This window comes from Actinomyces sp. Z16 (genome assembly GCF_003111765.1).
Lineage (GTDB): Bacteria > Actinomycetota > Actinomycetes > Actinomycetales > Actinomycetaceae > Actinomyces > Actinomyces glycerinitolerans.
Genome location: NZ_CP027862.1, coordinates 1822738 through 1844473 on the forward strand (window position 1 = coordinate 1822738; position 21736 = coordinate 1844473).

Here is a 21736-nt window from a genome sequence, read left to right on the forward strand (position 1 = left end):
GGTTCAGGCCTCCTGTGGGGCGTTGACGGCGTCGCCGGCGCGCATGCGCACCAGGACCTCGCCGGCGGCTACGGTGCGGCCGGCACTGACCGGGATGTCCGCGACGGTGGCGTCCGCGGGCGCGTGCACGTAGTTCTCCATCTTCATGGACTCCAGCACCACCAGCAGGTCGCCCTCGCGCACCCGCTGGCCCGGGGAGACGCAAATGCGGGTGACGATCGCCTGCATGGGGGCGGCGATGGCGTTCGGGTCGCTGCTGCGCGTGCCCGGCTCGGTGGTGGCGCGCCCGCGCCCGTTGGCGCCCCCGCGGCCACGCAGTGGCTGCTGGGCGCGGTCGCCGCCGCCGTGGTAACCGCCGCTGAGGCGCCGGGCATGGGCGCCGAGGATCCCGTCGGGGACGGTGACCTGCAGGCGGTGCCCGTTGATTTCAATGACGTAGGTGGAGCGGGTGCGGTGGTCGTCGGGCGCCGGCTCGGGGCTGGCGGCAGTCGGTGCGGCGGTCCCGTCACCGGCTGCGCTGGGCGCCAGGGCTGGCAGGACGGCGTCCTCGATCCAACGGGTGGTGACGCCCAGGCCGCCGTCGGCATCCGGACGGGTGAACTCCTCGCGGCCGAGCACGTGGGCGTGCAGCGAGGCGCACACGGTCACGCCCTCCACGATCGTCTCCTTCAGGGCGCGCCGCGCCCGGCGGATCGCCTGCTCCCGGTCGGCGCCGGTGACCACGATCTTGGCGAGCATGGGATCGAAGGTGGGGGTGACGGTGTCGCCGGCGACCACGCCGGACTCGATGCGGATGCCGGGGCCGGCGGGCCAGCGCAGCCGGGTGATGGTGCCGGTGGACGGGGTCAGCCCCTGGGCGGGGTCCTCGCAGGTGATGCGCAGCTCCAGGGAATGACCGCGCGGGGCGGGCACGTCGCCCAGCGGGCCGCCGGCGGCAATGCGCAACTGCATTTCCACCAAGTCGATGCCGGTGACCTCCTCCGATACGCAGTGCTCGACCTGCAGGCGCGGGTTGACCTCCAGGAACCACAACTCGCCGGTGGGGGCGAGTAGGAACTCGCAGGTGGCCACACCCACGTAGTCGACGGCGTCCAGCAGCCGGTGGGAGGCCTCGACCAGCCGCTCGGCCACGCCGGCGGGAAGGAACGGGGCGGGGGCCTCCTCCAGCAGCTTCTGGTTGCGGCGCTGCAGGGTGCAGTCGCGGGTGGACACGACGGCGAAATCGCCGTGGACGTCGCGGGCGCACTGGGTCTCCACGTGGCGGGCGGCGGTGACGAACTTCTCCAGGATGAGGGTGCCGACTCCGGCGGCGGAGTCGAAGGCCGGAGTGCTGCTGGCCTCGGCGTCGGAGGTGAGCACGGTGATGCCGCGGCCGCCGCCGCCGTCGGTGCGCTTGAGCGCAACCGGGTAGCCGTGGGTGGCGGCGAAGGCGATGACCGCTTCGGGGCCGTCGACGCCGCCGGTGATCCCGGGCACGGGGGCGACGCCCGCCTGCTCGGCGGCCCGGCGCGCGCTGAGCTTGTCCCCCAGGGTGCGCATGGCCACCGGTGCGGGGCCCACCCAGGTGATACCGGCGTCGCTGACCGCCTGGGCGAAGTCGGCGTCCTCGGACAGGAATCCGTAGCCGGGGTGGATGGCATCGGCGCCGGTGCGGCGGGCCAGTTCGATGATGGCGTCGGCGTCCGTGTAGCCGGATCCCTCCGGCAGGGCGTAGGCCTCGTCGACCAGTTCGGCGGCCGGGCTCATCAGGTCCTCGGGCGTGTACGGCAGGATCGAGGTGGCGCCGAGGTCGCGCACGGTGCGGGCTACGCGCAGGGCGATCTCGCCACGGTTGGCGATGAGAATGCGGCTGAGGGTGTGGTTGTAGCTCGCGTCAACGCTCACTGAGCGGCTCCTGGGGTGACTGGTCGATGTGGGCGGACCCGCGCGGTTCTGGTAACGGGCAGGCACGGAATCGCGGTTGTCTACAAGCCTTTTCGGCTGCCCCGCTTGGGGGTGGCATGCGATTCCCGCCGCAACGCAACGATAGGACCGTTGACCTTTGTGGGCCTATTGTGGAATCACCACAAATCCGGTCCGTTACCTTGAATTCACCTCAGGGGTGTCGGGGTGGACTCAGTAGCTGTGGGCGGCCGCCTGCTCACGCAGGGCGGCGATGGCCGCGGCGGCGTCGTCGGCCCGATACACGGCGGAACCGGCAACGAACACATCCGCCCCGGCCTCGGCGGCGCGCACGATGGTCTGCTCCGTTACTCCCCCATCGATCTGGATGCGCAGCTGCTGGCCGTGCCGCCCCACCAGGCGTCGGGCGGCCGCGATCTTGTCCAGCATGGGCTCGAGGAAGGACTGCCCGCCGAAGCCGGGCTCCACGGTCATCAGCAACAGCAGATCAAGCTCCCCCAGCAGCGACTCCACCGCGGCAAGGGGCGTGGCCGGGCGCAGGGCGAGCCCCACCCCCACCCCCTGGCGGTGCAACTGCGCGGCCAGGCGGAAGGGGGCGGCCGTCGCCTCCAGGTGACTGGTGACGATCGCACAGCCGGCCTCGGCGTACACCGGTGCCCAGCGGTCGGCGTTCTCGATCATCAGGTGGGCGTCCACCGGCAATTCGCTGTGCGCCAGGACCGTCTCCACCAGGCTGGGACCGCCGAACTGGTTGGGCACGAAGTGGTTGTCCATGATGTCCACATGTAGGCCATCCGCCGTGCGCACCCGGTCCAGCTCGGCGGCGAGGTGGGCCTGGTCGGCATTGAGGATGGACGGGTGAATGGCGGGCATGACGGACTCCTTCACTGGGGGGATCTTTGCTTACGCGCTGCGCCGCAGCAGGGTGCAGAACATGGCGTCGGAATCGTCCAGATGCGGCCAGGTCTGCAACTGCTCCCGGTCGGCGCCGGCGGGCGGGGTCGGGGCCAGCTCGGCGGCGATCCGCCCGGCGTGCAGCGGTTCCAGCTTGATGCCGTCGCGGGCCGCCTGCCGGGTCACGTCGCGCACCACCAGACTGGTTTCGAGCACGTGCGGCGTGCAGGTGACGTAGGCGACCACGCCACCGGGACGCACCGCCGCCACGGCGGAGGCCAGCAGTTCGCGCTGCAGCTCGGCCAGGGCCGCCACGTCCTGCGGGGTGCGGCGCCAACGGGCCTCGGGGCGGCGCCGCAGCGAGCCCAGCCCGGAGCAGGGGGCGTCCACCAGGATGCGGTCGTAGGCGCCCGGCTCCTGCCGACCCACGTTGCGGCCGTCGTCGGTGCGCACCGTGACCACGTCGGGGGGCAGAGCCCGCACGGCGCCCTGCACCAGGCGCGCACGGTGGGCGGTGACCTCGTTGGCCACCAGCGTGGCGCCACGGGAGGCGGCGAGCGCACCCAGGAGGGCGGCCTTGCCGCCGGGACCGGCGCACAGGTCGAGCCACCGCTCATCACGCCCCTCCAGCGGCGCGGCGGCGACCATGAGCGCGACCAGCTGGCTGGCCTCGTCCTCCACACCCGCGCGGGAGTCCCGTATCGCCTCGATGCGGCCGGGGTCGCCGCCGGACATGACCAGCGCATTGGGGCTCAAACGGCCGGGCCGGGGCTCCTCGCCGGTGGCGTCGCGCACCTGCTCGGCCAATTCATCCACCGAGATCAGGCCGGGGCGGGCGCACAGGGTGACGCGCGGGTCGGTGTTGTCGGCCTCCAGCAGGGCCGCCAGCTCCGCGTCGACGTCGGGCCGGGCATTGACCTTCAGCGCCTGCCGCATGGCCTTGACCACCCAGGTGGGGTGGGACAGCGTGCGCGCCAGGGCGGTGGTGGCGTCGGGGGCGTCCGTGCGCAGGCGGTCCAGCCAATCGGCCAGGTCGTGCTCGCTGATGCGGCGCATCACCGCGTTGACGAAGCCGGAGGCGCCGCGACCGGCACTGTAGGCGGCCAGGTCCACGGTGGTGGACACGGCTGCGTGTGTGGGCACGCGCATGCCCAGCAACTGGTGCGCACCCAGGCGCAGCACATCCAGCACCACCGCGTCGACCTGGTCCAAGGGACGGTCGACGCAGGCGGCGATGATCGCGTCATAGCGGCCCTGCAGGCGCAGCGTCCCGTAGGTCAGGGCGGTGGCGAAGCCGGCATCGCGACGGTCCAGGCGGGCCTGGTCTAGCAGTTCGGGCAGAACCAGGTTGGCGTAGGCATCGTCCTCACGCACCTTGGTCAGCGCGTGCAGGGCCGCCAGGCGGGCGGCGTCGGGCTCGGTGTCTGGCCTCATGCGGTGGTGTCCTCCTGCGGTTGAGTGCGTCCTAGCACGGTATCGGCGGCGGGGCGGGCGCCGCGCGCCCAGGCGTCCGCATCCATCCAGTTCTTGCCGGCGGGGGCCACCCGTCCCAGCCGCACGGATCCGGCCCCGGTGCCGACGCGCACCTCGTGCTTGGTTACGTGCAGCGCGCCGGGAGTCAGCCCGGTGTCCTCCGAGATGGGAGTGACCGGTCCCAGGCGCAGCCGGGCGCCGGCGTAGGTGGTGTAGGCGCCGGGAGCGGGGGTGACGCCCCGGATACGCCGATCAATGGCCGTGGCATCCGCCTCCCAGTCCACGCGCCCGTCTGCGGGACTCAGGACGGGGGCGTGCGTGGCCGCGGCATCATCCTGCGGCGTGGGGGTGAGGGTTCCGGCCTCGAGCCCCGCCAGCACGTCCAGCAGCAAGGGGGCTCCGGCGTCGGCCAGGCGGGCGAGCAGGTCGCCGGAGGTGTCCTCGGGGCGGATGGGCTCGGTGATGCGGGCGTAGACGGGGCCGGTGTCCAGCCCCTCCTCCAGTCGGAACACGCTGGCGCCGGTGACCGCGTCGCCCGCGATGATGGCCCGCTGCACCGGTGCGGCGCCGCGCCAGGCGGGCAGCAGGGAGAAGTGGAGGTTGACCCAGCCGTGCGCGGGCACGTCCAGCAGAGCGGCGGGAACCAGGCGCCCATAGGCGACCACGACGGCGACGTCCGCCCGCAGCTCGCGCACCCAGGCCTGGACCTCGGGATCGCGCAGAGTGACGGGGGTGCGCACGTCGAGCCCGGCCGCACGGGCGACGGCCGCCACCGGTGACGGGTGCAGGGTGCGGCCCCGGCCGCGGCGGGCATCGGCGCGGGTGAGCACACCCACAACCTGGTGCGCCGGGGAGGCGATGAACGCCTGCAGCGCGGGTAGGGCCGTGTCGGGAGTTCCGGCGAAGAGCACACGCATGGCGTCAGTCTAAGGGTGCGGGCAGCAGGCCGGCCTCGATCAGTACGGCGCGCAGTCTCGCCGCCCCCGTGAAGTGATGGGCCTGCATACCCGCCCTCCGGGCCGCCTCCACATTGACCGCGGAGTCGTCGACGAACAGGGTGCGGGGGGCATTCAGCCGGTAGCGGTCCAGCAGCAGCCGGTAGATGTCGGGATCGGGCTTGACCAGGTGCTCCTCGCCGGAGACCACGATGCCGCTGAAGCGATCCAGCAGCGGGGAGAGTTGCCGGGTGGTGGCGAACAGGACGTCGTTGAAATTGGTTAGGGCGTACAGGGGCACGCCGGCATCGGCGAGCGCCTCGATGACCCGGGCCGTGCCGGGAATGGGGCCGGTCTTGGTGTCGATGAAGTGGTCCCAGTAGGTGCGCAGGATGCGTGTCCAGTCGGGGCGGTCCGGGTGGGCGGCAGCCAGGGCGGCGAGGATCTGTTCCAGGGGCACGCCGGCGTCCAGCATGGCGTTCCAGCGGTGGAACTCCCCCGCCTCCACGAACTCCTGCCAGTCCTCCAGCCGCACCCGCCCGGCGACCGCGCCGACGGCCTCCCAGGCGTAGATCACGTTGCCGTAGTCGAAGACGACGGCGTCGATGCCGTCGGCCTCCGGGACGCGTTCGGGCTCGCGGTTGGGGGCGGGGGCTGCGCTGCTCATGGTCTCCTGCCTACCACAGGACGGTCGGGTCGAGTTCGACGCGCACCGGCTCCTCCCGGTGCACGGAGGCCTCGCGCATCTGCAGCTGCAGGAAGGCGGCCAGTTCGCGGCCCCGCGCCAGGGGGGCGCGGATCAGTCCCCGCATGTTCGGCGGCTGGGCGCCGGGCGTGGCCGCGCCGGAGTCGGTGGGGCCGCCGTGCTGGGGGGCGGCGACGGGGCCGAGGGCCTCGAAGCCGGCGGCACGGGCCTGCTCGAACAGGTCCTCCAGGCGTGTACGCGGACCGTCGAGGCGGGCCGCCCGCCAGGCGGGCGGCAGGTGCAGCTGGGCGCGTTCGGCCAGCTCGCGGCGGGCGAATCCCGCGTGGTCCCAGCGCACCAGGGCCTGCGCGGCCACCGGGTGCGGGCGGCCCAGCAGCACGACGGCGGCGTCGGGGTGGGCGAGTACGGCCGCGTTGGTCCACTGGCGCATGGCCTCGCTGGCGGCACCGAGATCGGGGCGGGAAGACAGGGCGGCCCCGTCCAGCAGCAGCACCGCCCAGTAGCCGCCGTCGGCCACCGGCTCCGCGCCCGGGGTGGCGATCACCAGGCGCGGGCGGGCATCGACGCCGGCGATCACGCCGTGGTCCTCCCGCGCCCCTGAGGTGACCACGGGGACGCCCGGGAAGGCGCGCCCCAGTTCCTCGGCGGTGCGGGTGGTGCCCACATGCACCATGCGCAGGCGGGTGTGGCCGCACTCCGGGCAGGTCCAGTTGGCGGTGTTCCGCCCGCACCAGCGGCAGGTGACGGTGCCGTCGCGGCCCAGGGCCAGGGGGCCGGAGCACACCGGGCAGCGGGCCACGCTGCGGCAGCGGGCACACGCCACCAGAGGGGCGTATCCGCCGCGCGGCACCTGCACCAGGGCGGGGCCGCGTCGCAGTGCCTCGCGCAGCGCGCGGTGCGCGAGTGAGGGGATGCGGGCGGCGCCGGAGGGCCCCTCCGCCTCCAGTTCGGGAGCGCCGGGCACCTGCACGCGGGCGACGGCGGCGCGCATGGTCTCCCGGTGCGCGTGCAGGTCGGTGGCCCAACCCTGCTCGATGTAGGCCTGGGCCTCCACCGAGCGGGAGTAGCCGGCGATCAGCAGGCCCGCGCCGGACAGGCCCGAGCGCAGGGCCAGCACCGTGCGGGCGTGAATGTAGGGGGCGCGCGGCTCATCGAGCCGGTCGTCGCCGTCGTCCCAGATGACGGCCAGGCCGGGATTGTGCACCGGGGCGAAGGCGGCGCCGCGCGTGCCCACCACCACCCGGGCACGGCCGGTCAAGGCCCGCAGGAATGCCCGGTAGCGGCGGGCGGGCCCGTGCTCGGCGGACAGGGTGACTACGGCCTCCCCATCCAGGGCGTCGGTGAGTGCGGCGGCCACCGCCTCGGCCCGTTCGGTGGTGGCGACGATCACCAGTACGCCGCGGCCTCCGGCGAGGGTGGCGCGAGCGGCGTCGGCCACCAGTCGGGTCCAGGTGGCCACCAGCCCGGGACGCCCCGGCAGGGCTGTCCACACGGCCCGGGGGGCCTGACCGGCGGCTAGGCGCTGGAGGAATGCGGGCCCGCCGGCGTAGGCCGCCCAGGTGTCCGCCGGGGGCGGCGACCAGTGGGGGGCGGCCGGTGCGGGGCGATCGCGTTCGTCCCGCTCGGTGGTGGCGTGCCGGGCGGGCACGGCCAGCCGGATCACGTCGGAACGCACCCCGGCGGTGCGGGCGGCCACCGCCTCGACCAGGCGCATGGTCTCGGGGTTGAGCACCGGCAGGTCGGAGACCACGCGGCGGATTGGGGCCAGCCGGCCGGGGTGGGTGGTGGTGTCACCGCGCTCCCAGACCCAGCCGTGCAGGTCCTGGCGCCCGAAGCGGACCACCACGCGAGTCCCGACGGCGGCGGCCACATCCAGTTCGGGGGGAACCAGGTAGTCGAACAGGCGGTCCAGGTGGGGCACCGCGGTCTCCAGCAGGACGCGTGCGACCGGCTGGGACACGCCGGCACCGGCGACCCGCCGGGTGGCGGTGGCGGGGGCGTCCAGGAGCACGCCCTGTGCGGGCGCGCCCGCGGTGACGGCGTCGCCCATGGCCTCCTCCCCGACCCGCGCCGTCAGCAGGCCGCGCGCAGCGCGTCGGCCCGGTCGGTGTTCTCCCAGGTGAAGCCTGGCCGCCCGAAGTGGCCGTAGGCGCTGGTGGCGCGGTAGATCGGACGCAGCAGGTCCAGGTCGCGCACGATCGCGGCCGGACGCAGGTCGAACACCTGCTTGATGGCGGCGGTGATCTTGCCTACGGGCACGGTCTCGGTGCCGAAGGTCTCCACGTACAGCCCGACCGGGTGGGCGGAGCCGATGGCGTAGGCGATCTGCACCTCGCAGCGCTCGGCCAACCCGGCGGCGACCACGTTCTTGGCCACCCAGCGCATGGCGTAGGTGCCCGACCGGTCCACCTTGGAGGGGTCCTTACCGGAGAAGGCGCCGCCCCCGTGCCGTGCCATGCCACCGTAGGTGTCCACGATGATCTTGCGGCCCGTCAGGCCGGCGTCCCCGGCGGGGCCGCCGATGACGAACTGGCCGGAGGGGTTGACCAGGATGTCGGCGTCGGCGGTGGCGAGCTTCAGGCCATTGGCCTCCTCCGCCTCCAGCACCGGGCGGATCACCTCGCGGGTGATGGCGTCGGTAAGGGACGGGCGGGTGCGGTCGGGATCGTGCTGGGTGGAGATCACCACCCCGTCCAGCGACACCGGGGTGTCGCCGTCGTAGCCGATGGTGACCTGCGTCTTGCCGTCGGGGCGCAGGCCGTCCACGATGCCCTGCTTGCGCACGTAGGCCAGGCGCTCGGCCAGGCGGTGGGCCAGGTGGATGGGCAGCGGCATCAGTTCGGCCGTGTCCGTGCAGGCATAGCCGAACATGAGGCCCTGGTCGCCGGCCCCCTGGAAGTCCAGCGGGTCTAGGTCCCCGGCGTCCTCGCGCACCTGCAGGGCCTTGTCCACGCCGGCGGCGATGTCCGGAGACTGCTGGCCGATCGACACCGACACCCCGCAGGACGCACCGTCGAAGCACACCTCGGAGGACGTGTAGCCGATGGAGACGATCTCACTGCGCACGATGTCTGGAATCTCCACATAGGCGCTGGTGGTCACCTCACCGGCCACATGCACCAGGCCGGTGGTCACCATGGTCTCCACCGCGACGTGCGCGGCCGGGTCCTGGGTGAGGATCGCGTCCAGGATCGCGTCGGAGACGCGGTCGCAGATCTTGTCCGGGTGTCCCTCGGTGACGGACTCGGAGGTGAACTGCCGCAGGGAGTTCGTTGCCTTACGTGCCATATGTGTTGTGGTCCTTATTGGTCGGTGGGTGCGGGGGCGTGGGTGAGTCGAGTGGTTGCGCGTCTCAGGCGTCCCACCAGGGACGCAGAGGATACCAGTGGCCGCCGGTGTCCTCACCGGGGCGGACGGCCAGGAACTGGTGGATCTGAATGTTGTTGCGCTCAAAGTTCCAGCGGGCGCCGGCCATGTACAGGCCCCACAGGAGCGCGGTCTGGGAGCCGCCGGACTCGACGGCCTCGTCCCAGTGGGCCTGCAGGTTGCGGCACCAGTGCTCCAGAGTCAGCGCGTAATGCTGGCGCAGGTTCTCCGCATGCACGATCTCCAGGCCGGCGTCGTGCAGGTGGGTCATCACCACCCCGGGGGCGGCGAGTTCGCCGTCGGGGAAGATGTAGCGGCCGACGAAGGCGCCGGCGCCGTTGCGTTGGTTGGCGTCGCGCCGGGTGATCTGGTGGTTCAGGAGCCGTCCGCCGGGGCGCAGCAGGGAGAACATGGTGCGGAAGTACTCGTCGTAGTGGCGCACGCCGACGTGCTCCATCATGCCCAGCGAGCAGATGCCGTCGAAGTCGTGCTCCGGCACTTCCCTATAGTCCATGACCCGCGCCTGCGCCAGGTCATCCAGGCCCTCGCGGGCGAGCCAGGCGTTGGCCCAACGGGCCTGCGGCTCGGACAGGGTCACGCCGATGGCACGGATGCCGCGGCGGGCGGCGGCGACCAGCACCGAACCCCAGCCGCAGCCGATGTCAAGCAACCGCTGCCCGGGGGCCAGGTCCAGCTTGTCCAGCACCAGGTTGATCTTGCGGCGCTGCGCATCCTCCAGGGATGTGTCCGGCGAGTCGAACAGGGCGCAGGTGTAGGTCATGGACGGGCCCAGCACCAGCGAGTAGAAGCGGTTGGACCGGTCGTAGTGGGAGGAGACCGTGTCCTTGTCCGCCGCCTCGGTGTGGGGGCGCGCGCCGGCCAGGGCGCGGCGCCAGGCCGGCGGGGTCTCGATCTCCGGCACCTCGGGGCGGTGCAGTCCCTCGTGGCGCAGCAGCCGAGAAATGGTGCGCATGCCCGCCGGGGTGGGGCGGCGCAGGTGCTCCTTGCACGCCTGCAGGCTGTCGAAGGCGGCATACGGGTTACCCGGTTCAACGCCGGACGCGATCAGCTCGCCGGTTATGTAGGCGCGGGCCAGGCCGAGATCCCCGGGGGCGGTGGCGAGATAGTTCAGGGCGCGCGGCGACTTGACATGCAACTCCAGGCCGGCGTCGCGCGGGCCGACGGCGGAACCGTCGTAGGCGGTGATCCGCAGGGGCAGCGGGGGCGTGGTCACCGCCTTCACCATGTCGGCCACAGTGGGGGTGCTCGTCCCGTTCCTCGTCATGCAGGTCACTTCCGTGCGCGTTGCAGCTAGAGCGGGGCCTCGCGCGGTGCCCCGCCCGCTCATCGTATGACCGCGTCACCGGCGCCTGAAGCGCACGGGCGGGATCGGATGCGGAAACGGCCGTGAGAAACAAGACGCCGGCGGCGGCTCCGAGGCGCGGGGATGGTCAGACGGAGGGGTGCCGGCCACTCAGGCGGGCGGCGATCAATTCCACCAACGCCTCGGCGACCTCCTGCTTGGTCCCCTGCGCTCGGGCGACCTCCGTGCCGCCCGCGTCCAGGACGACGACGGCGTTCGGCACGTCGCCGAAGCCCTGGTCGGTGCCGACGGCGTTCACGGCCAGCAGGTCGGCACCCTTGCGGCGGGCCTTGGCGGCACCATGCGCCAGCACATCACCATCCGCGTCCCCGGTCTCGGCGGCGAAGCCCACCACCAGGGTGTGTTCGCCGTCCTGGCGCGGCGGGTCGGTGACCAGGCCGGCCAGGATGTCGGGGTTCTCCACCAGGGGGATGACCGGCGCCGCCTGCCGTACCGGCTCGCCCGTGCCGCCGGAGGTGCGCAGTGAGTGCTTCTTGAGCTTGGTGTCGGCCACCTTGGCGGGCCGGAAGTCGGCGACGGCGGCAGCCATGACCACGGCGTCGGCGTCCACGGCGGCGGCGCGCACCGCATCGTGCAGCTCCATGGCGGTGGTGACCGGCACGATGTCAACCTGGGGCGGCAGTTCTGCCAGCACCCCCGGCTCCGCGTGCGCCGACACGACGGTGACGCGGGCGCCGCGGGCGGCCGCAGCGGTGGCGATGGCACAACCCTGCCGACCCGAGGAGCGGTTGCCGAGGTAACGCACCGGGTCCAGGGGCTCGCGGGTGCCGCCGGCGGAAACGACCACGTGCCGGCCGGCCAGATCACCCGGGGTGCCCGCAGCTGCGGCGGCCGTGTCCCTGGAGGCGGCATCGAGCGCGGCCAGGGCGCGGGCGACGATCTGCTCGGGCTCGGGCAGGCGTCCGGCCCCGTAGCCGGAGCCGGTCAGGGGGCCCGCGTCCGGGTCGATGATGGTCACGCCGCGCCGGCGCAGGGTGTCCACGTTGCGACGGGTGGCTGGGTGGTTCCACATTTGGGTGTGCATGGCCGGCGCCATCACCACCGGCGCGGTAGTGGTCAGCAGGGTGGCGGTGAGCAGGTCGTCGGCCCGGCCGGCGGCGGCCCGGGCCAACAGGTCCGCGGAGGCGGGGGCCACCAGCACCAGTTCGGCCCACTCCCCCATCTGCACGTGCGCGACGGCGGCGGCGTCGTCGAAGACCCCGGACTGCACCGGCGCGCCGGTCACGGCCGCCAGCGCCGGGGCGCCGATGAAGCGCAGCGCGGCCGCCGTGGGCACGGTGCGTACCTCGTGTCCGGCCGCGCGCAGCAGCCGGATGATGTACGGGGCCTTGTAGGCGGCGATGGAGCCGGACACCCCCACGACGATGCGCCGCGCCCGGGGCGCGTGTGCGTCCCGGGCGCGGGTGGTTTGCGGGTTCACGGTAATCCTGATCGGTGACGCGGCCCGTGGGGCCGTCAGAACTGGATGTCGTCCAGGCCGGTGGCGGTGCCCGGCTCGTCCTGGCCGCCCAGGTCGATCGGCGCGTCCAGCGAGATGTCGGAGAACATGTCCTCCTCGGCGGCGCGGCGGGCCGCCTCGGCCTCGGCGCGCCGGGCGCGGGCCTCATCCCCGGAGATGACCTGGAGCTTGTCCTCGGCGACCTCGCGCAGGGCGATGCTCAGGGCCTTCTCCTCGTTGTCGGCCTCCACCAGGGGGCCGAAGTACTCGAACTGGTTGTCCTCCAGCTGCTGGTTGTAGCTGTTGATCTGCCGGGCGCGCTTGGCGGCCTCCACCACCAGCCCGTACTTGGAGTCGACCTTCTCCAGGAGGTCGTCAATGGGAGGGTTGGTGATTCCCTCGGGGTCGGCAGAGGTTCCGAGCATGTGCTTGTCTCCCAATGTGTTCTGGTACCGGATCGGGTGCGAGCCTGGCCGGATGCGTGCACACCCGGCGCATCACCGCACCGCAAGCACCCTAGTCTAGCGGCTCAGCCCGAGCACGTCCTCCAGCTCATCCGTGGCACGTGCCACGGTGTCGTTGACAATGGTGCGGTCGAACTCGTCGGCGGCGGCCAACTCCACTCGGGCGGTTTCCAGCCGGCGAGCGCGCTCGGCCGGGTCCTCGGTGCCGCGCCCGGCCAGGCGGGAGACCAACTCCTCCCAGCTGGGCGGGGCGATGAAGATCAGCTGTGCCTGCGGCATGGAGGCGCGCACCTGCCGGGCGCCGGCCAGGTCGATCTCCAGCAGGGCGGGGCGGCCGGCGTCGAGCTGCTCCTGCACCGGGCGGCGGGGGGTGCCATAGCGGTGGGTGCCGTGCACCAGCGCCCACTCCAACATTTCGCCGGCCGCCACCAGGCGGTCGAATTCCGCATCGGAGACGAAGTGGTAGTGCACGCCGTCGCGCTCACCGGGTCGGGGGGCGCGGGTGGTGGCGGACACCGAGACGAACAGGTCGGGGTGGCGACGCCGCAACTCGGCGACGAGCGTGCCCTTCCCCACGGCGGTCGGCCCGGCGATGACGGTGAGGCGGGCGGGCGGCACCTGGGCTGCGGTCATGGGCACATCATGCCTTCTTCTGCGCCCTTCACGCGCGCAGGGCGGCCGCGGCCTCGGCGGCCGCCCGGGCCGCGGCCCGGCGCAGTTGCACGGGGTCGGGGCCGGCACCCAGCACGCCGCGGGAAGACGAGGCCAACACATGGGCCCGGGCGGGTCCGAAGACCGCCTGCAACTCGGGCGCGCCGGCCCCCTGCGCCCCCACGCCGGGCGCCAGTAACGGGCCGCCCGCGGCCAGCAGGTCCAGGTCCAACTCGCGCACGGCGTCGCCCACGGTGGCGCCGACCACCAGGCCCACGCTGCCGAGCTCACCGGCGGCACGGGCGGCCGCGTTGGAGGCGGCCGCGCCGGCGACCACCTCGGCGGCCACCGCCCGCCCCGAGGCGGTGCGGGCGTGCTGCACGGCCGCACCCTCCGGGTTGGAGGTCAGCGCCAGCACGAACACGCCCCGCCCGGTCGCCGCGGCCGCCTGAAGCGCGGGCGTCAGCGAGCCGTAGCCCAGGTACGGGGAGACGGTGATCGCGTCGGCGGCCAGCGGGGCCCCGTCCGCCAGGTAGGCCTGGGCGTACCCGGCCATGGTGGAGCCGATGTCCCCGCGCTTGACGTCCAGGATGGCGGGCGTGCCCGCCCGTCGCAGGGCGGCGAGCACCTCCTCCAGGACGGCGATCCCCGCCGAGCCGTGCCGTTCGAAGAAGGCCGACTGCGGCTTGACGGCCGCCACCCGCCCGGCCAGGGCCTCCACCACGCGCAGGGAGAAGTCCCGCAGTCCGGCGGGCGTGTCCGGCAGACCCCAGGCGTCCAGCAGGGCGGCGTGCGGGTCGATGCCCACACACAGCGGGCCGTGGGCATCCATGGCGGCGGCCAGACGCACGCCGAAGGGCAGCCGCCCGGCGGCGGGGGGCTGCGCGCTCATGCGTCCACCTTCGCGGCGTCGCGGCGCCGGGACCGGTCGGCGTCGTGCTGCTGCAGGCTGCGCACCCGGAAGGGGCCCGCCAGCTGTGCCTCCAGCGCCTGCACCGCCGCCTGCAGCTCCTGCACGGTGGTGATGATCGGCTTGTCGGCGCTGGTGGTGGCGGCACGGATGGAGTAGCCGTCGGCGCGGGCGCCCTGGCCCTTGGGGGTGTTGATCACCATGTCGATGGCGCCGGACTCGATCAGGCCGACGATCGTCTGCTCGCCGTGGGCGCCCTGGCCCTGGCTCACCTTGCGCACGGGCGTGGCGCTGATGCCGTTGCGGCGCAGCACCTGGGCGGTGCCGGCGGTGGCGTAGATGGTGAACCCCAATTCGGCCAGGCGGGCGACGGGCAGCACGATGGCGCGCTTGTCCCGGTCGGCGACGGACACGAACAGGGCGCCCTCACTGGGTAGGCCGCCGTAGGCGCCGTCCTGCGACTTGGCGAAGGCGCGCGGGAAGTCGACGTCGAAGCCCATGACCTCGCCGGTGGAGCGCATCTCCGGGCCCAGCACGGTGTCCACCACCCGGCCCGCCGGGGTGCGGAACCGCTTGAACGGCAGCACCGCCTCCTTCACGGCGATCGGGTCCAGCGGGTCGGTGATCGCGGCGTCGTGGGCGGGCAGGTGGCCGGAGGCCTTCAGGGAGGCGATCGACTCGCCGGCCATGAGCAGGGCGGCGGCCTTGGCCAGCTGCACGCCGGTCGCCTTGGACACGAAGGGCACGGTGCGGGAGGCGCGCGGGTTGGCCTCGATCACGTACAGGGTGTCGGAGACCAGGGCGTACTGGATGTTGATCAGCCCGCGCACCCCCACCCCGGCCGCGATGGCCTCGGTGGAGCGACGGATGCGGGCGATCTCCGTGTCGGACAGGGACATGGGGGGCAGCACGCAGGCGGAGTCGCCGGAGTGGATGCCGGCCTCCTCGATGTGCTCCATGACGCCACCGAGGAACAGCTCGGTGCCGTCGTAGAGGGCATCGACGTCGATCTCGATGGCGTCGTCGAGGAAGCGGTCGATCAGCAGGGGGCCGTTGGCGTAGGCGCCGCCGGCCTCCGCGGAGGCACGGGAGAGGTAGTCGACCAGGCCATCGCGGTCGTAGACGATCTCCATGCCGCGCCCGCCCAGCACATAGCTGGGTCGCACCAGCACCGGGAAACCGATCTCCGCGGCCACGGCCAGGGTCTGCTCGTCGCTCAGGGCAGTACCGTGGGCGGGCGCCGGCAGGCCGGCCCGCTCCAGCACCACGCCGAAGACCTCCCGGTCCTCGGCGGCGTCGATCGCCTCCGGGGTGGTGCCCAGGATGGGCACGCCCGCCGCCTTCAGCCGGGCCGCCAGCGACAGGGGGGTCTGTCCGCCCAGCTGGACGATCATGCCGGCCACCGGGCCGGCCGCCAGCTCCGCCTCGTAGACCTCCATGACGTCCTCGAAGGTCAGCGGCTCGAAGTACAGGCGGTCGGAGATGTCGTAGTCGGTGGAGACGGTCTCCGGGTTGCAGTTGACCATGACCGTGTCGTAGCGCGCGGACAGGGCCATGGTGGCGTGCACGCAGGAGTAGTCGAACTCGATGCCCTGGCCGATCCGGTTGGGGCCGGCGCCCAGGATGATCACGGCCTCCCGTTCGCGGGGGGCGACCTCCGTGCTCTGGTCGTAGGTGGAGTACAGGTAGGGGGTGTTGGCGGCGAACTCGGCGGCGCACGTGTCCACCGTCTTGTACACCGGTCGCAGCCCGAAAGCGTGACGCACCTCGCGCACCGTCTCCTCCCCGATACCGCGCAGGGAGGCGATCTGCGCGTCGGAGAAGCCATGCCGCTTGGCCCGCCGAAGCAGCTCGGCGGTCAGTGCCGGTGCCGCGCACATCTCCTCGGCGATCTCCTGCAGCAGGAACATCTGGTCCAGGAACCAGGGGTCGATCGCGGTGGCCTCGAACAGGGCCTCCATGGTGGCGCCGCCGCGGATCGCCTGCTGCAGGTCCACCAGGCGGTGCTCGGTGGGGGTGCGCAGCGACTCGATGAGCTCGGGCAGCTGCTCGGGGGTGGGGGCGGGGCCGTCCCAGTGGAACACCGAGCCGGACTTGTCGATGGAGCGCATGGCCTTTTGCAGGGCCTCGGTGTAGCAGCGGCCCAGGGCCATGGCCTCCCCCACCGACTTCATGGTGGTGGTCAGGGTGGGGTCGGCGCCGCGGAACTTCTCGAAGGCGAAGCGCGGCACCTTGACCACCACGTAGTCGACCGCCGGCTCAAAGGACGCCGGGGTGGAGCCGGTGATGTCGTTGGGGATCTCGTCCAGCGTGTAGCCGATGGCCAGGCGGGCGGCGATCTTGGCGATGGGGAAGCCAGTGGCCTTGGAGGCCAGCGCGGAGGAGCGGGACACGCGCGGGTTCATCTCGATGACGATCACGCGGCCGGTGTTGGGGTGGACGGCGAACTGGATGTTGCAGCCGCCGGTGTCCACGCCCACCTCCCGGATGACGGCGAAGGCGATGTCTCGCAGCTGCTGCAGTTCCCGGTCCGTCAGGGTCAGAGCCGGGGCGATGGTGATGGAGTCGCCGGTGTGCACGCCCACGGGGTCGACGTTCTCGATGGAGCAGACCATCACGCAGTTGTCGACTTGGTCGCGCATGACCTCCAGCTCGATCTCCTTCCAGCCGAGGATGGACTCCTCCAGCAGCACCTCGGTGGTGCGGGAGTCGGCCAGGCCCTGCCCGGCGATGCGCTCGAGGTCCTCGGCGTTGTAGGCGAAGCCGGACCCGAGCCCGCCCATGGTGAAGGAGGGGCGTACCACCACGGGGTAGCCGCCGAGCGCCTCCACTCCGGCGTGGCACTCCTCCATGGTGTGGGCGATGACGCTGCGGGCGACCTCGGCGCCGCAGCGCTCGACCACGCGCTTGAACTCTTCCCGGTCCTCGCCGGCGTTGATGGCGTCGGCACGGGCGCCGATCAGCTCCACGCCGTACCTGTCCAGCACGCCGGACTCCACCAGGCTCATGGCGGTGTTCAGGGCGGTCTGGCCGCCGAGCGTGGGCAGCAGCGCGTCGGGACGCTCCTTGGCGATGATGGCCTCGATGACCTCCGGGGTGATGGGTTCGACGTAGGTGGCGTCGGCCATGTCCGGGTCGGTCATGATCGTGGCCGGGTTGGAGTTGACCAGGATGACGCGTACGCCCTCGGCGCGCAGCACCCGGCAGGCCTGGGTGCCGGAGTAGTCGAACTCGCAGGCCTGGCCGATGACGATCGGGCCGGAGCCGATGACCAGAACGGAGGAGATGTCGGTACGGCGGGGCATCAGGCGTTCTCCTCGGTGTCGGTGTCGGCGGCGACGCGGTGCTCGTGCATCATGCGTATGAAGCGGTCGAACAGGTGCTCGCCGTCGTGTGGGCCGGCGGCGGCCTCGGGGTGGAACTGGACGGAGAAGGCGGGCAGGTCCAGGGCGCGCAGGCCCTCGACCACGCCGTCGTTGAGGTCGATGTAGCTGACCTCGACGCGGCCGTAGCGCCCGGAGTCGAAGGGGGCGGTGGAGGGGCCGTCGGTGGGGGCGTCGACGGCGAAGCCGTGGTTGTGGGAGGTGATCTCCACACGGCCGGTGGCGCGGTCCAGGACCGGCTGGTTGACGCCGCGGTGCCCGTAGCCGAGCTTGTAGGTGCCGTAGCCGAGCGCCCTGCCGAAGATCTGGTTACCCAGGCAGATGCCGAAGAAGGGGATGCGCGCGTCCAGGACGCCGCGCAGCAGGGCCACCTCCTTATCGGCGGTGCCGGGATCGCCGGGGCCGTTGGAGAAGAAGACGCCATCGGGTTGCAGGGCGCGTAGCTGCTCCAGGGTGGTGGACTGCGGCAGCACGTGCACGCGCACACCGCGCTCGGCCAGCTGCCAGGGGGTGCGGGCCTTGATGCCCAGGTCGATGGCGGCGACTACGGCGACCGGCTCCTGGCCGGCGAACTCGCCGCGGGGCTCAACCACGTAGGCCTCGGTGGTGGTCACCTCGGCGGCGAGCGCCTGGCCGGCCATGGCCGGGGCGGCGCGCACGGCGCTCAGGCAGGCCTCCAGGGCCGCCTCGGAGGGGGCGGAACTGGGGTGCTCGGCGAAGCCGTCGGGCAGGGCATCGCCGGAGAAGATGCCGGCGCGCATGGCGCCCCGTTCGCGCAGGTGACGGGTCAGGGCCCGGGTGTCCACCTCGCAGATGCCGACCACGCCGTAGGTGACCAGGTCGGACTCGAGTTCGCGGCGGGCCCGCCAGGAGGAGGCGCGGCGGGCGGGGTCGCGTACCACGAATCCGGCTACCCAGATGCGGTCGGATTCGCCGTCCTCGTCGTTGACGCCCGTGTTGCCGATGTGCGGGGTGGTCATGACCACGATCTGCCGGTGGTAGGAGGGGTCGGTGAGGGTCTCCTGGTAGCCGGTCATGCCGGTGTTGAAGACGATCTCGGCGACCGTGGAGCCGGTGGCTCCGTAGGAGCGGCCCACCAGGGTGTAGCCGTCCTCCAGGACCAGCAGCGCCGGGGTGCGCTCGATCGGCGCGCCGGCGGGCAGGGCGGGGCTGGTGAAGCCGCCGTACGCTGCCGGGGTCGCGGGGTTGGGGGCGCTCATGCATGCTCCTTCGGTTCGGTCTGCTCGACGGGCCGGCCGGCCAGCACGGTCGGGCGGCCATGCAGGAAGGTGGCCATGACCTGTCCGGGCAGTTCCATGCCGGCGTAGGGGGTGTTGCTGGAACGGGTCCACTGGGCGTCCGGGTCCACCACGCGGCGCACGCTCGGGTCGACCACCGTCAGGTTACCGGGCTCGCCGACGGCCAGTGGACGACCCTGGTCGTCCAGGCGGCCGATGCGGGCGGGCGCCTCGGACAGCACCCGGGCCACGTCGCGCCAGGTCATACGGCCCGGCTCGACCATGGTGGCGATGATGATCGGCAGCGCGGTCTCCAGGCCGGTCATGCCGAAGGCGCCGGCCTGCCACTCGCAGTCCTTGGACTCGCGCGGGTGGGGGGCGTGATCGGTGCCGACCACGTCAATGGTGCCATCGGCGAGCGCCGCCCGGACGGCCTCCACGTCCTCGGCGGTGCGCAGCGGCGGGTTCACCTTGTACAGCGGCGAGTAGGTGCGCGCCTTCTCGTCGGTGAGCAGCAGGTGATGGGGGGTGGCCTCGGCGGTGACGTCGATGCCGCGGGCCTTGGCCCAGCGGATGATCTCCACGCTGCCGGCGGTGGACAGGTGACACACATGCAGACGAGAACCGACATGCCCCGCCAGCAGGACGTCGCGGGCGATGATCGACTCCTCGGCGACGGCGGGCCAGCCGGCCAGGCCGAGCTCGGCGGAGACGCGACCCTCGTGCATCTGGGAGCCCTCGGTCAGGCGGGGGTCCTGGGAGTGCTGCGCGATCACGCCGTCGAAGGACTTGGCGTATTCCAGGGCGCGGCGCATGAGCACCGGGTCGGATACGCACTTGCCGTCGTCGGAGAAGACGCGCACGCGGGCGGCGGAGTGGGCCATGGCGCCCATCTGGGACAGGTGCTCGCCCTTCAGTCCCTCCGAGACGGCGCCGACGGGGTGGACGTCCACCCAGCCGGCCTCGTTGCCCAGGCGCAGCACCTGCTCGACCACGCCGGCGTTGTCCTGCACGGGGGTGGTGTTGGCCATGGCGAACACGGCGGTGTAGCCGCCGACGGCGGCGGCGCGGGTGCCGGTGTAGACGGTTTCGGCGCTCTCTCCGCCGGGCTGGCGCAGGTGGGTGTGGATGTCCACGAGCCCGGGCAGCAGCACCAGGCCGGCCAGGTCGTCGTGGCGGTGGGTATCGGTGGGCGCCTGGGCGACGGCGTCGGGGCCGATGGCGGCGATCGTTTCGTCGATGACGAGGACGTCGGTGGGGTCCTCGCCGTAGGGGCGGACCCCGGGCAGGAGGTGGGCGGTCACAGCTGGTTCCCTTCGTCGGCGAGGAGCAGGTAGAGGGCGGCCATGCGCACGGAGACGCCGTTGCCAACCTGCTCGACCACGCGCGAGCGGGGGTCGTCGGCGGCGTCGGCGGTGATCTCCAGGCCGCGGTTCATGGGCCCGGGGTGCATGACGATGGCGTGCTCGGGCATGGCGGCGCGGCGCACCGCGCCGAGCCCGTAGCCGCGGGAGTACTCCCCGGGGCTGGGGAAGTAGCCGCCGCCGGCGGCGCTCATGCGCTCGCGCTGTACGCGCAGCATCATCACGGCGTCGGGCTCGACGGCGGCGATGGCGGCGTCGAAGTCGTAGGACACGTCGCAGGGCCAGTCATCCATGCCCACCGGCAGCAGGGTGGGTGGGGCCACCATGGTGACGTGGGCGCCCAGGGTGGTGAGCAGGTCGACGTTGGAGCGGGCCACGCGCGAGTGCAGCACGTCGCCGACGATGATGACGCGGGCGCCTTCAAGGTCGCGGCCGCGGGGGCGGGGCTGCCGTCGCCGGCGCGGGCGGAGCCGGAGGCCGGCCCGCCGGGGGTGTACCAGCGGCGCAGGGTCATAGCGTCCAGCAGTGCCTGGGTGGGGTGCTGGTGGGTGCCGTCGCCGGCGTTGAGCACGGGCACGTCGATCCAGCCGGCGTGGGCGAGCAGGTGGGCGGCGCCGCAGGCGGAGTGACGCACCACCACGGCGTCTGCGCCCATGGCCATGATGGTCTGGGCGGTGTCCTTCAGCGACTCCCCCTTGGACACGGAGGAGCCCTTGGCGGAGAAGTTGATGACGTCGGCGCTCAGCCGCTTGGCGGCGGCCTCGAAGGACAGCCGGGTGCGGGTGGAGTCCTCGAAGAAGAGGTTCACCACGGTCTTGCCGCGCAGGGTGGGCAGTTTCTTGACGGCGTGACGCTGGGTGGCGGCCATGGCCTCGGCGGTGTCGAGCACCATCACCGCCTCGTCGTGGGACAGGTCCTTGGCGGACAGCAGGTGCTTCATCGGGTGGCCTCCTGGGTCGCGGCATCGACGATGGTGACGGCGTCGGCGGCGGCGCCGAGTTCCGTCAGGGACACGACCACCTTCTCGTTGCGGGAGGTGGGTAGGTTCTTGCCCACGTAGTCGGCGCGGATGGGCAGCTCGCGGTGGCCGCGGTCGACCAGCACGGCCAGTTGCACGGCGTCGGCGCGGCCGATGGCTCCCAGGGCGTCCAGGGCGGCGCGGATCGTGCGGCCGGAGAAGAGCACGTCGTCGACCAGGATGACGGTGCGGCCCTCGAGGCTCTCCCCCGGGATGCGGGTGGGCTGGGGCACGCGGATCGGGTGCCGGCCGAGGTCGTCGCGGTACATGGTGATGTCCAGGGTGCCGACCGGTGGGGCGCCGGCGGGGTCGTCGTCCTCCTTGGCGGCGACCTCCAGGGCTGCGGCCAGGCGCTGGGCCAGGGGCACGCCTCCGGATGGGATACCAAGGACCATGAGGTTGTCGCTGCCGCGATTGCGCTCGAGGATCTCGTGGGCGATGCGGACGAGGGAGCGCTGGATCTCGGCGGCGCCGAGGATCTGCTTCCCGGTGGACTGTGCTGCGGCCACGGTGCGTGGACCTCCTTCTCCGCCTCACTGGACGGGCTTCAAGGATGTCGTTCGGAGCGATGTTAGCGCAGCGCCTGGGCCGGTGCGGCCGGCGTCCACCC

At 72.7% G+C, this 21736-nt stretch carries 16 protein-coding genes and 1 pseudogene; all 17 read right to left on the bottom strand.

Going from position 1 to position 21736, the window contains the following annotated elements; genetic code table 11:
• Nucleotides 1–3: 3 nt before the first annotated feature.
• Nucleotides 4–1884: an ATP-binding protein gene (locus C3B71_RS07540; RefSeq protein ID WP_108967128.1), complete on the bottom strand. Its 1881-nt coding sequence runs from the start codon at nucleotides 1882–1884 to the stop codon at nucleotides 4–6.
• A 231-nt stretch (nucleotides 1885–2115) separates the two neighbouring features.
• On the bottom strand, nucleotides 2116–2775 hold the full coding sequence (gene rpe / locus C3B71_RS07545; protein WP_108967130.1) for a ribulose-phosphate 3-epimerase: 660 nt from the start codon (nucleotides 2773–2775) through the stop codon (nucleotides 2116–2118).
• Nucleotides 2776–2805: 30 nt separating this feature from the next.
• Nucleotides 2806–4230 (bottom strand): RsmB/NOP family class I SAM-dependent RNA methyltransferase, encoded by a 1425-nt coding sequence (locus C3B71_RS07550; RefSeq protein WP_108967133.1) that lies wholly within the window; start codon nucleotides 4228–4230, stop codon nucleotides 2806–2808.
• A complete protein-coding gene (fmt, locus tag C3B71_RS07555) occupies nucleotides 4227–5186 on the bottom strand; it encodes a methionyl-tRNA formyltransferase (protein WP_108967135.1) in 960 nt (319 codons plus the stop codon). Before fmt ends, C3B71_RS07550 begins: the two co-directional genes overlap by 4 nt.
• A 4-nt stretch (nucleotides 5187–5190) precedes the next feature.
• Nucleotides 5191–5871: an HAD family hydrolase gene (locus C3B71_RS07560; RefSeq protein ID WP_108967137.1), complete on the bottom strand. Its 681-nt coding sequence runs from the start codon at nucleotides 5869–5871 to the stop codon at nucleotides 5191–5193.
• Nucleotides 5872–5881: 10 nt separating this feature from the next.
• Nucleotides 5882–7960 (bottom strand): primosomal protein N', encoded by a 2079-nt coding sequence (locus C3B71_RS07565; protein WP_159097661.1) that lies wholly within the window; start codon nucleotides 7958–7960, stop codon nucleotides 5882–5884.
• A 23-nt stretch (nucleotides 7961–7983) separates the two neighbouring features.
• The gene (metK, locus tag C3B71_RS07570; protein ID WP_108967138.1) at nucleotides 7984–9198 is read right to left on the bottom strand and encodes a methionine adenosyltransferase; all 1215 of its coding nucleotides are present in this window, start codon (nucleotides 9196–9198) and stop codon (nucleotides 7984–7986) included.
• Between the two features lie 64 nt (nucleotides 9199–9262).
• Nucleotides 9263–10561: a class I SAM-dependent methyltransferase gene (locus C3B71_RS07575; RefSeq protein ID WP_108967140.1), complete on the bottom strand. Its 1299-nt coding sequence runs from the start codon at nucleotides 10559–10561 to the stop codon at nucleotides 9263–9265.
• 166 nt (nucleotides 10562–10727) lie between these two features.
• Nucleotides 10728–12080, bottom strand: a complete 1353-nt coding sequence (coaBC, locus tag C3B71_RS07580) for a bifunctional phosphopantothenoylcysteine decarboxylase/phosphopantothenate--cysteine ligase CoaBC (RefSeq protein WP_108967142.1) — start codon at nucleotides 12078–12080, stop codon at nucleotides 10728–10730.
• 35 nt (nucleotides 12081–12115) lie between these two features.
• Complete coding sequence (rpoZ, locus tag C3B71_RS07585; RefSeq protein WP_073332023.1) at nucleotides 12116–12523, bottom strand: DNA-directed RNA polymerase subunit omega; 408 nt, start codon at nucleotides 12521–12523, stop codon at nucleotides 12116–12118.
• 96 nt (nucleotides 12524–12619) lie between these two features.
• A complete protein-coding gene (gene gmk / locus C3B71_RS07590) occupies nucleotides 12620–13195 on the bottom strand; it encodes a guanylate kinase (protein ID WP_073332021.1) in 576 nt (191 codons plus the stop codon).
• A 28-nt stretch (nucleotides 13196–13223) separates the two neighbouring features.
• Nucleotides 13224–14105 carry an orotidine-5'-phosphate decarboxylase gene (pyrF, locus tag C3B71_RS07595; protein ID WP_108967144.1) on the bottom strand — a complete coding sequence of 294 codons (882 nt, stop codon included), beginning with the start codon at nucleotides 14103–14105 and terminating at the stop codon, nucleotides 13224–13226.
• Nucleotides 14102–17428, bottom strand: a complete 3327-nt coding sequence (gene carB / locus C3B71_RS07600) for a carbamoyl-phosphate synthase large subunit (RefSeq protein ID WP_108967146.1) — start codon at nucleotides 17426–17428, stop codon at nucleotides 14102–14104. Before carB ends, pyrF begins: the two co-directional genes overlap by 4 nt.
• Entirely contained in the window at nucleotides 17428–18726 is a 1299-nt protein-coding gene (gene carA, locus C3B71_RS07605) for a glutamine-hydrolyzing carbamoyl-phosphate synthase small subunit (protein ID WP_108967148.1), read from the bottom strand. Before carA ends, carB begins: the two co-directional genes overlap by 1 nt.
• Nucleotides 18723–20048, bottom strand: coding sequence for a dihydroorotase (locus tag C3B71_RS07610; protein WP_108967150.1), 1326 nt, complete (start codon nucleotides 20046–20048; stop codon nucleotides 18723–18725). The genes carA and C3B71_RS07610 overlap by 4 nt, the downstream gene beginning before the upstream one ends.
• Nucleotides 20045–21048 (bottom strand): annotated as a pseudogene (locus tag C3B71_RS07615) (aspartate carbamoyltransferase catalytic subunit). The gene C3B71_RS07610 and the pseudogene C3B71_RS07615 overlap by 4 nt, the downstream one beginning before the upstream one ends.
• Nucleotides 21045–21635, bottom strand: coding sequence for a bifunctional pyr operon transcriptional regulator/uracil phosphoribosyltransferase PyrR (gene pyrR / locus C3B71_RS07620; RefSeq protein WP_108967152.1), 591 nt, complete (start codon nucleotides 21633–21635; stop codon nucleotides 21045–21047). Before pyrR ends, C3B71_RS07615 begins: the two are co-directional and overlap by 4 nt.
• Nucleotides 21636–21736: the final 101 nt, after the last annotated feature.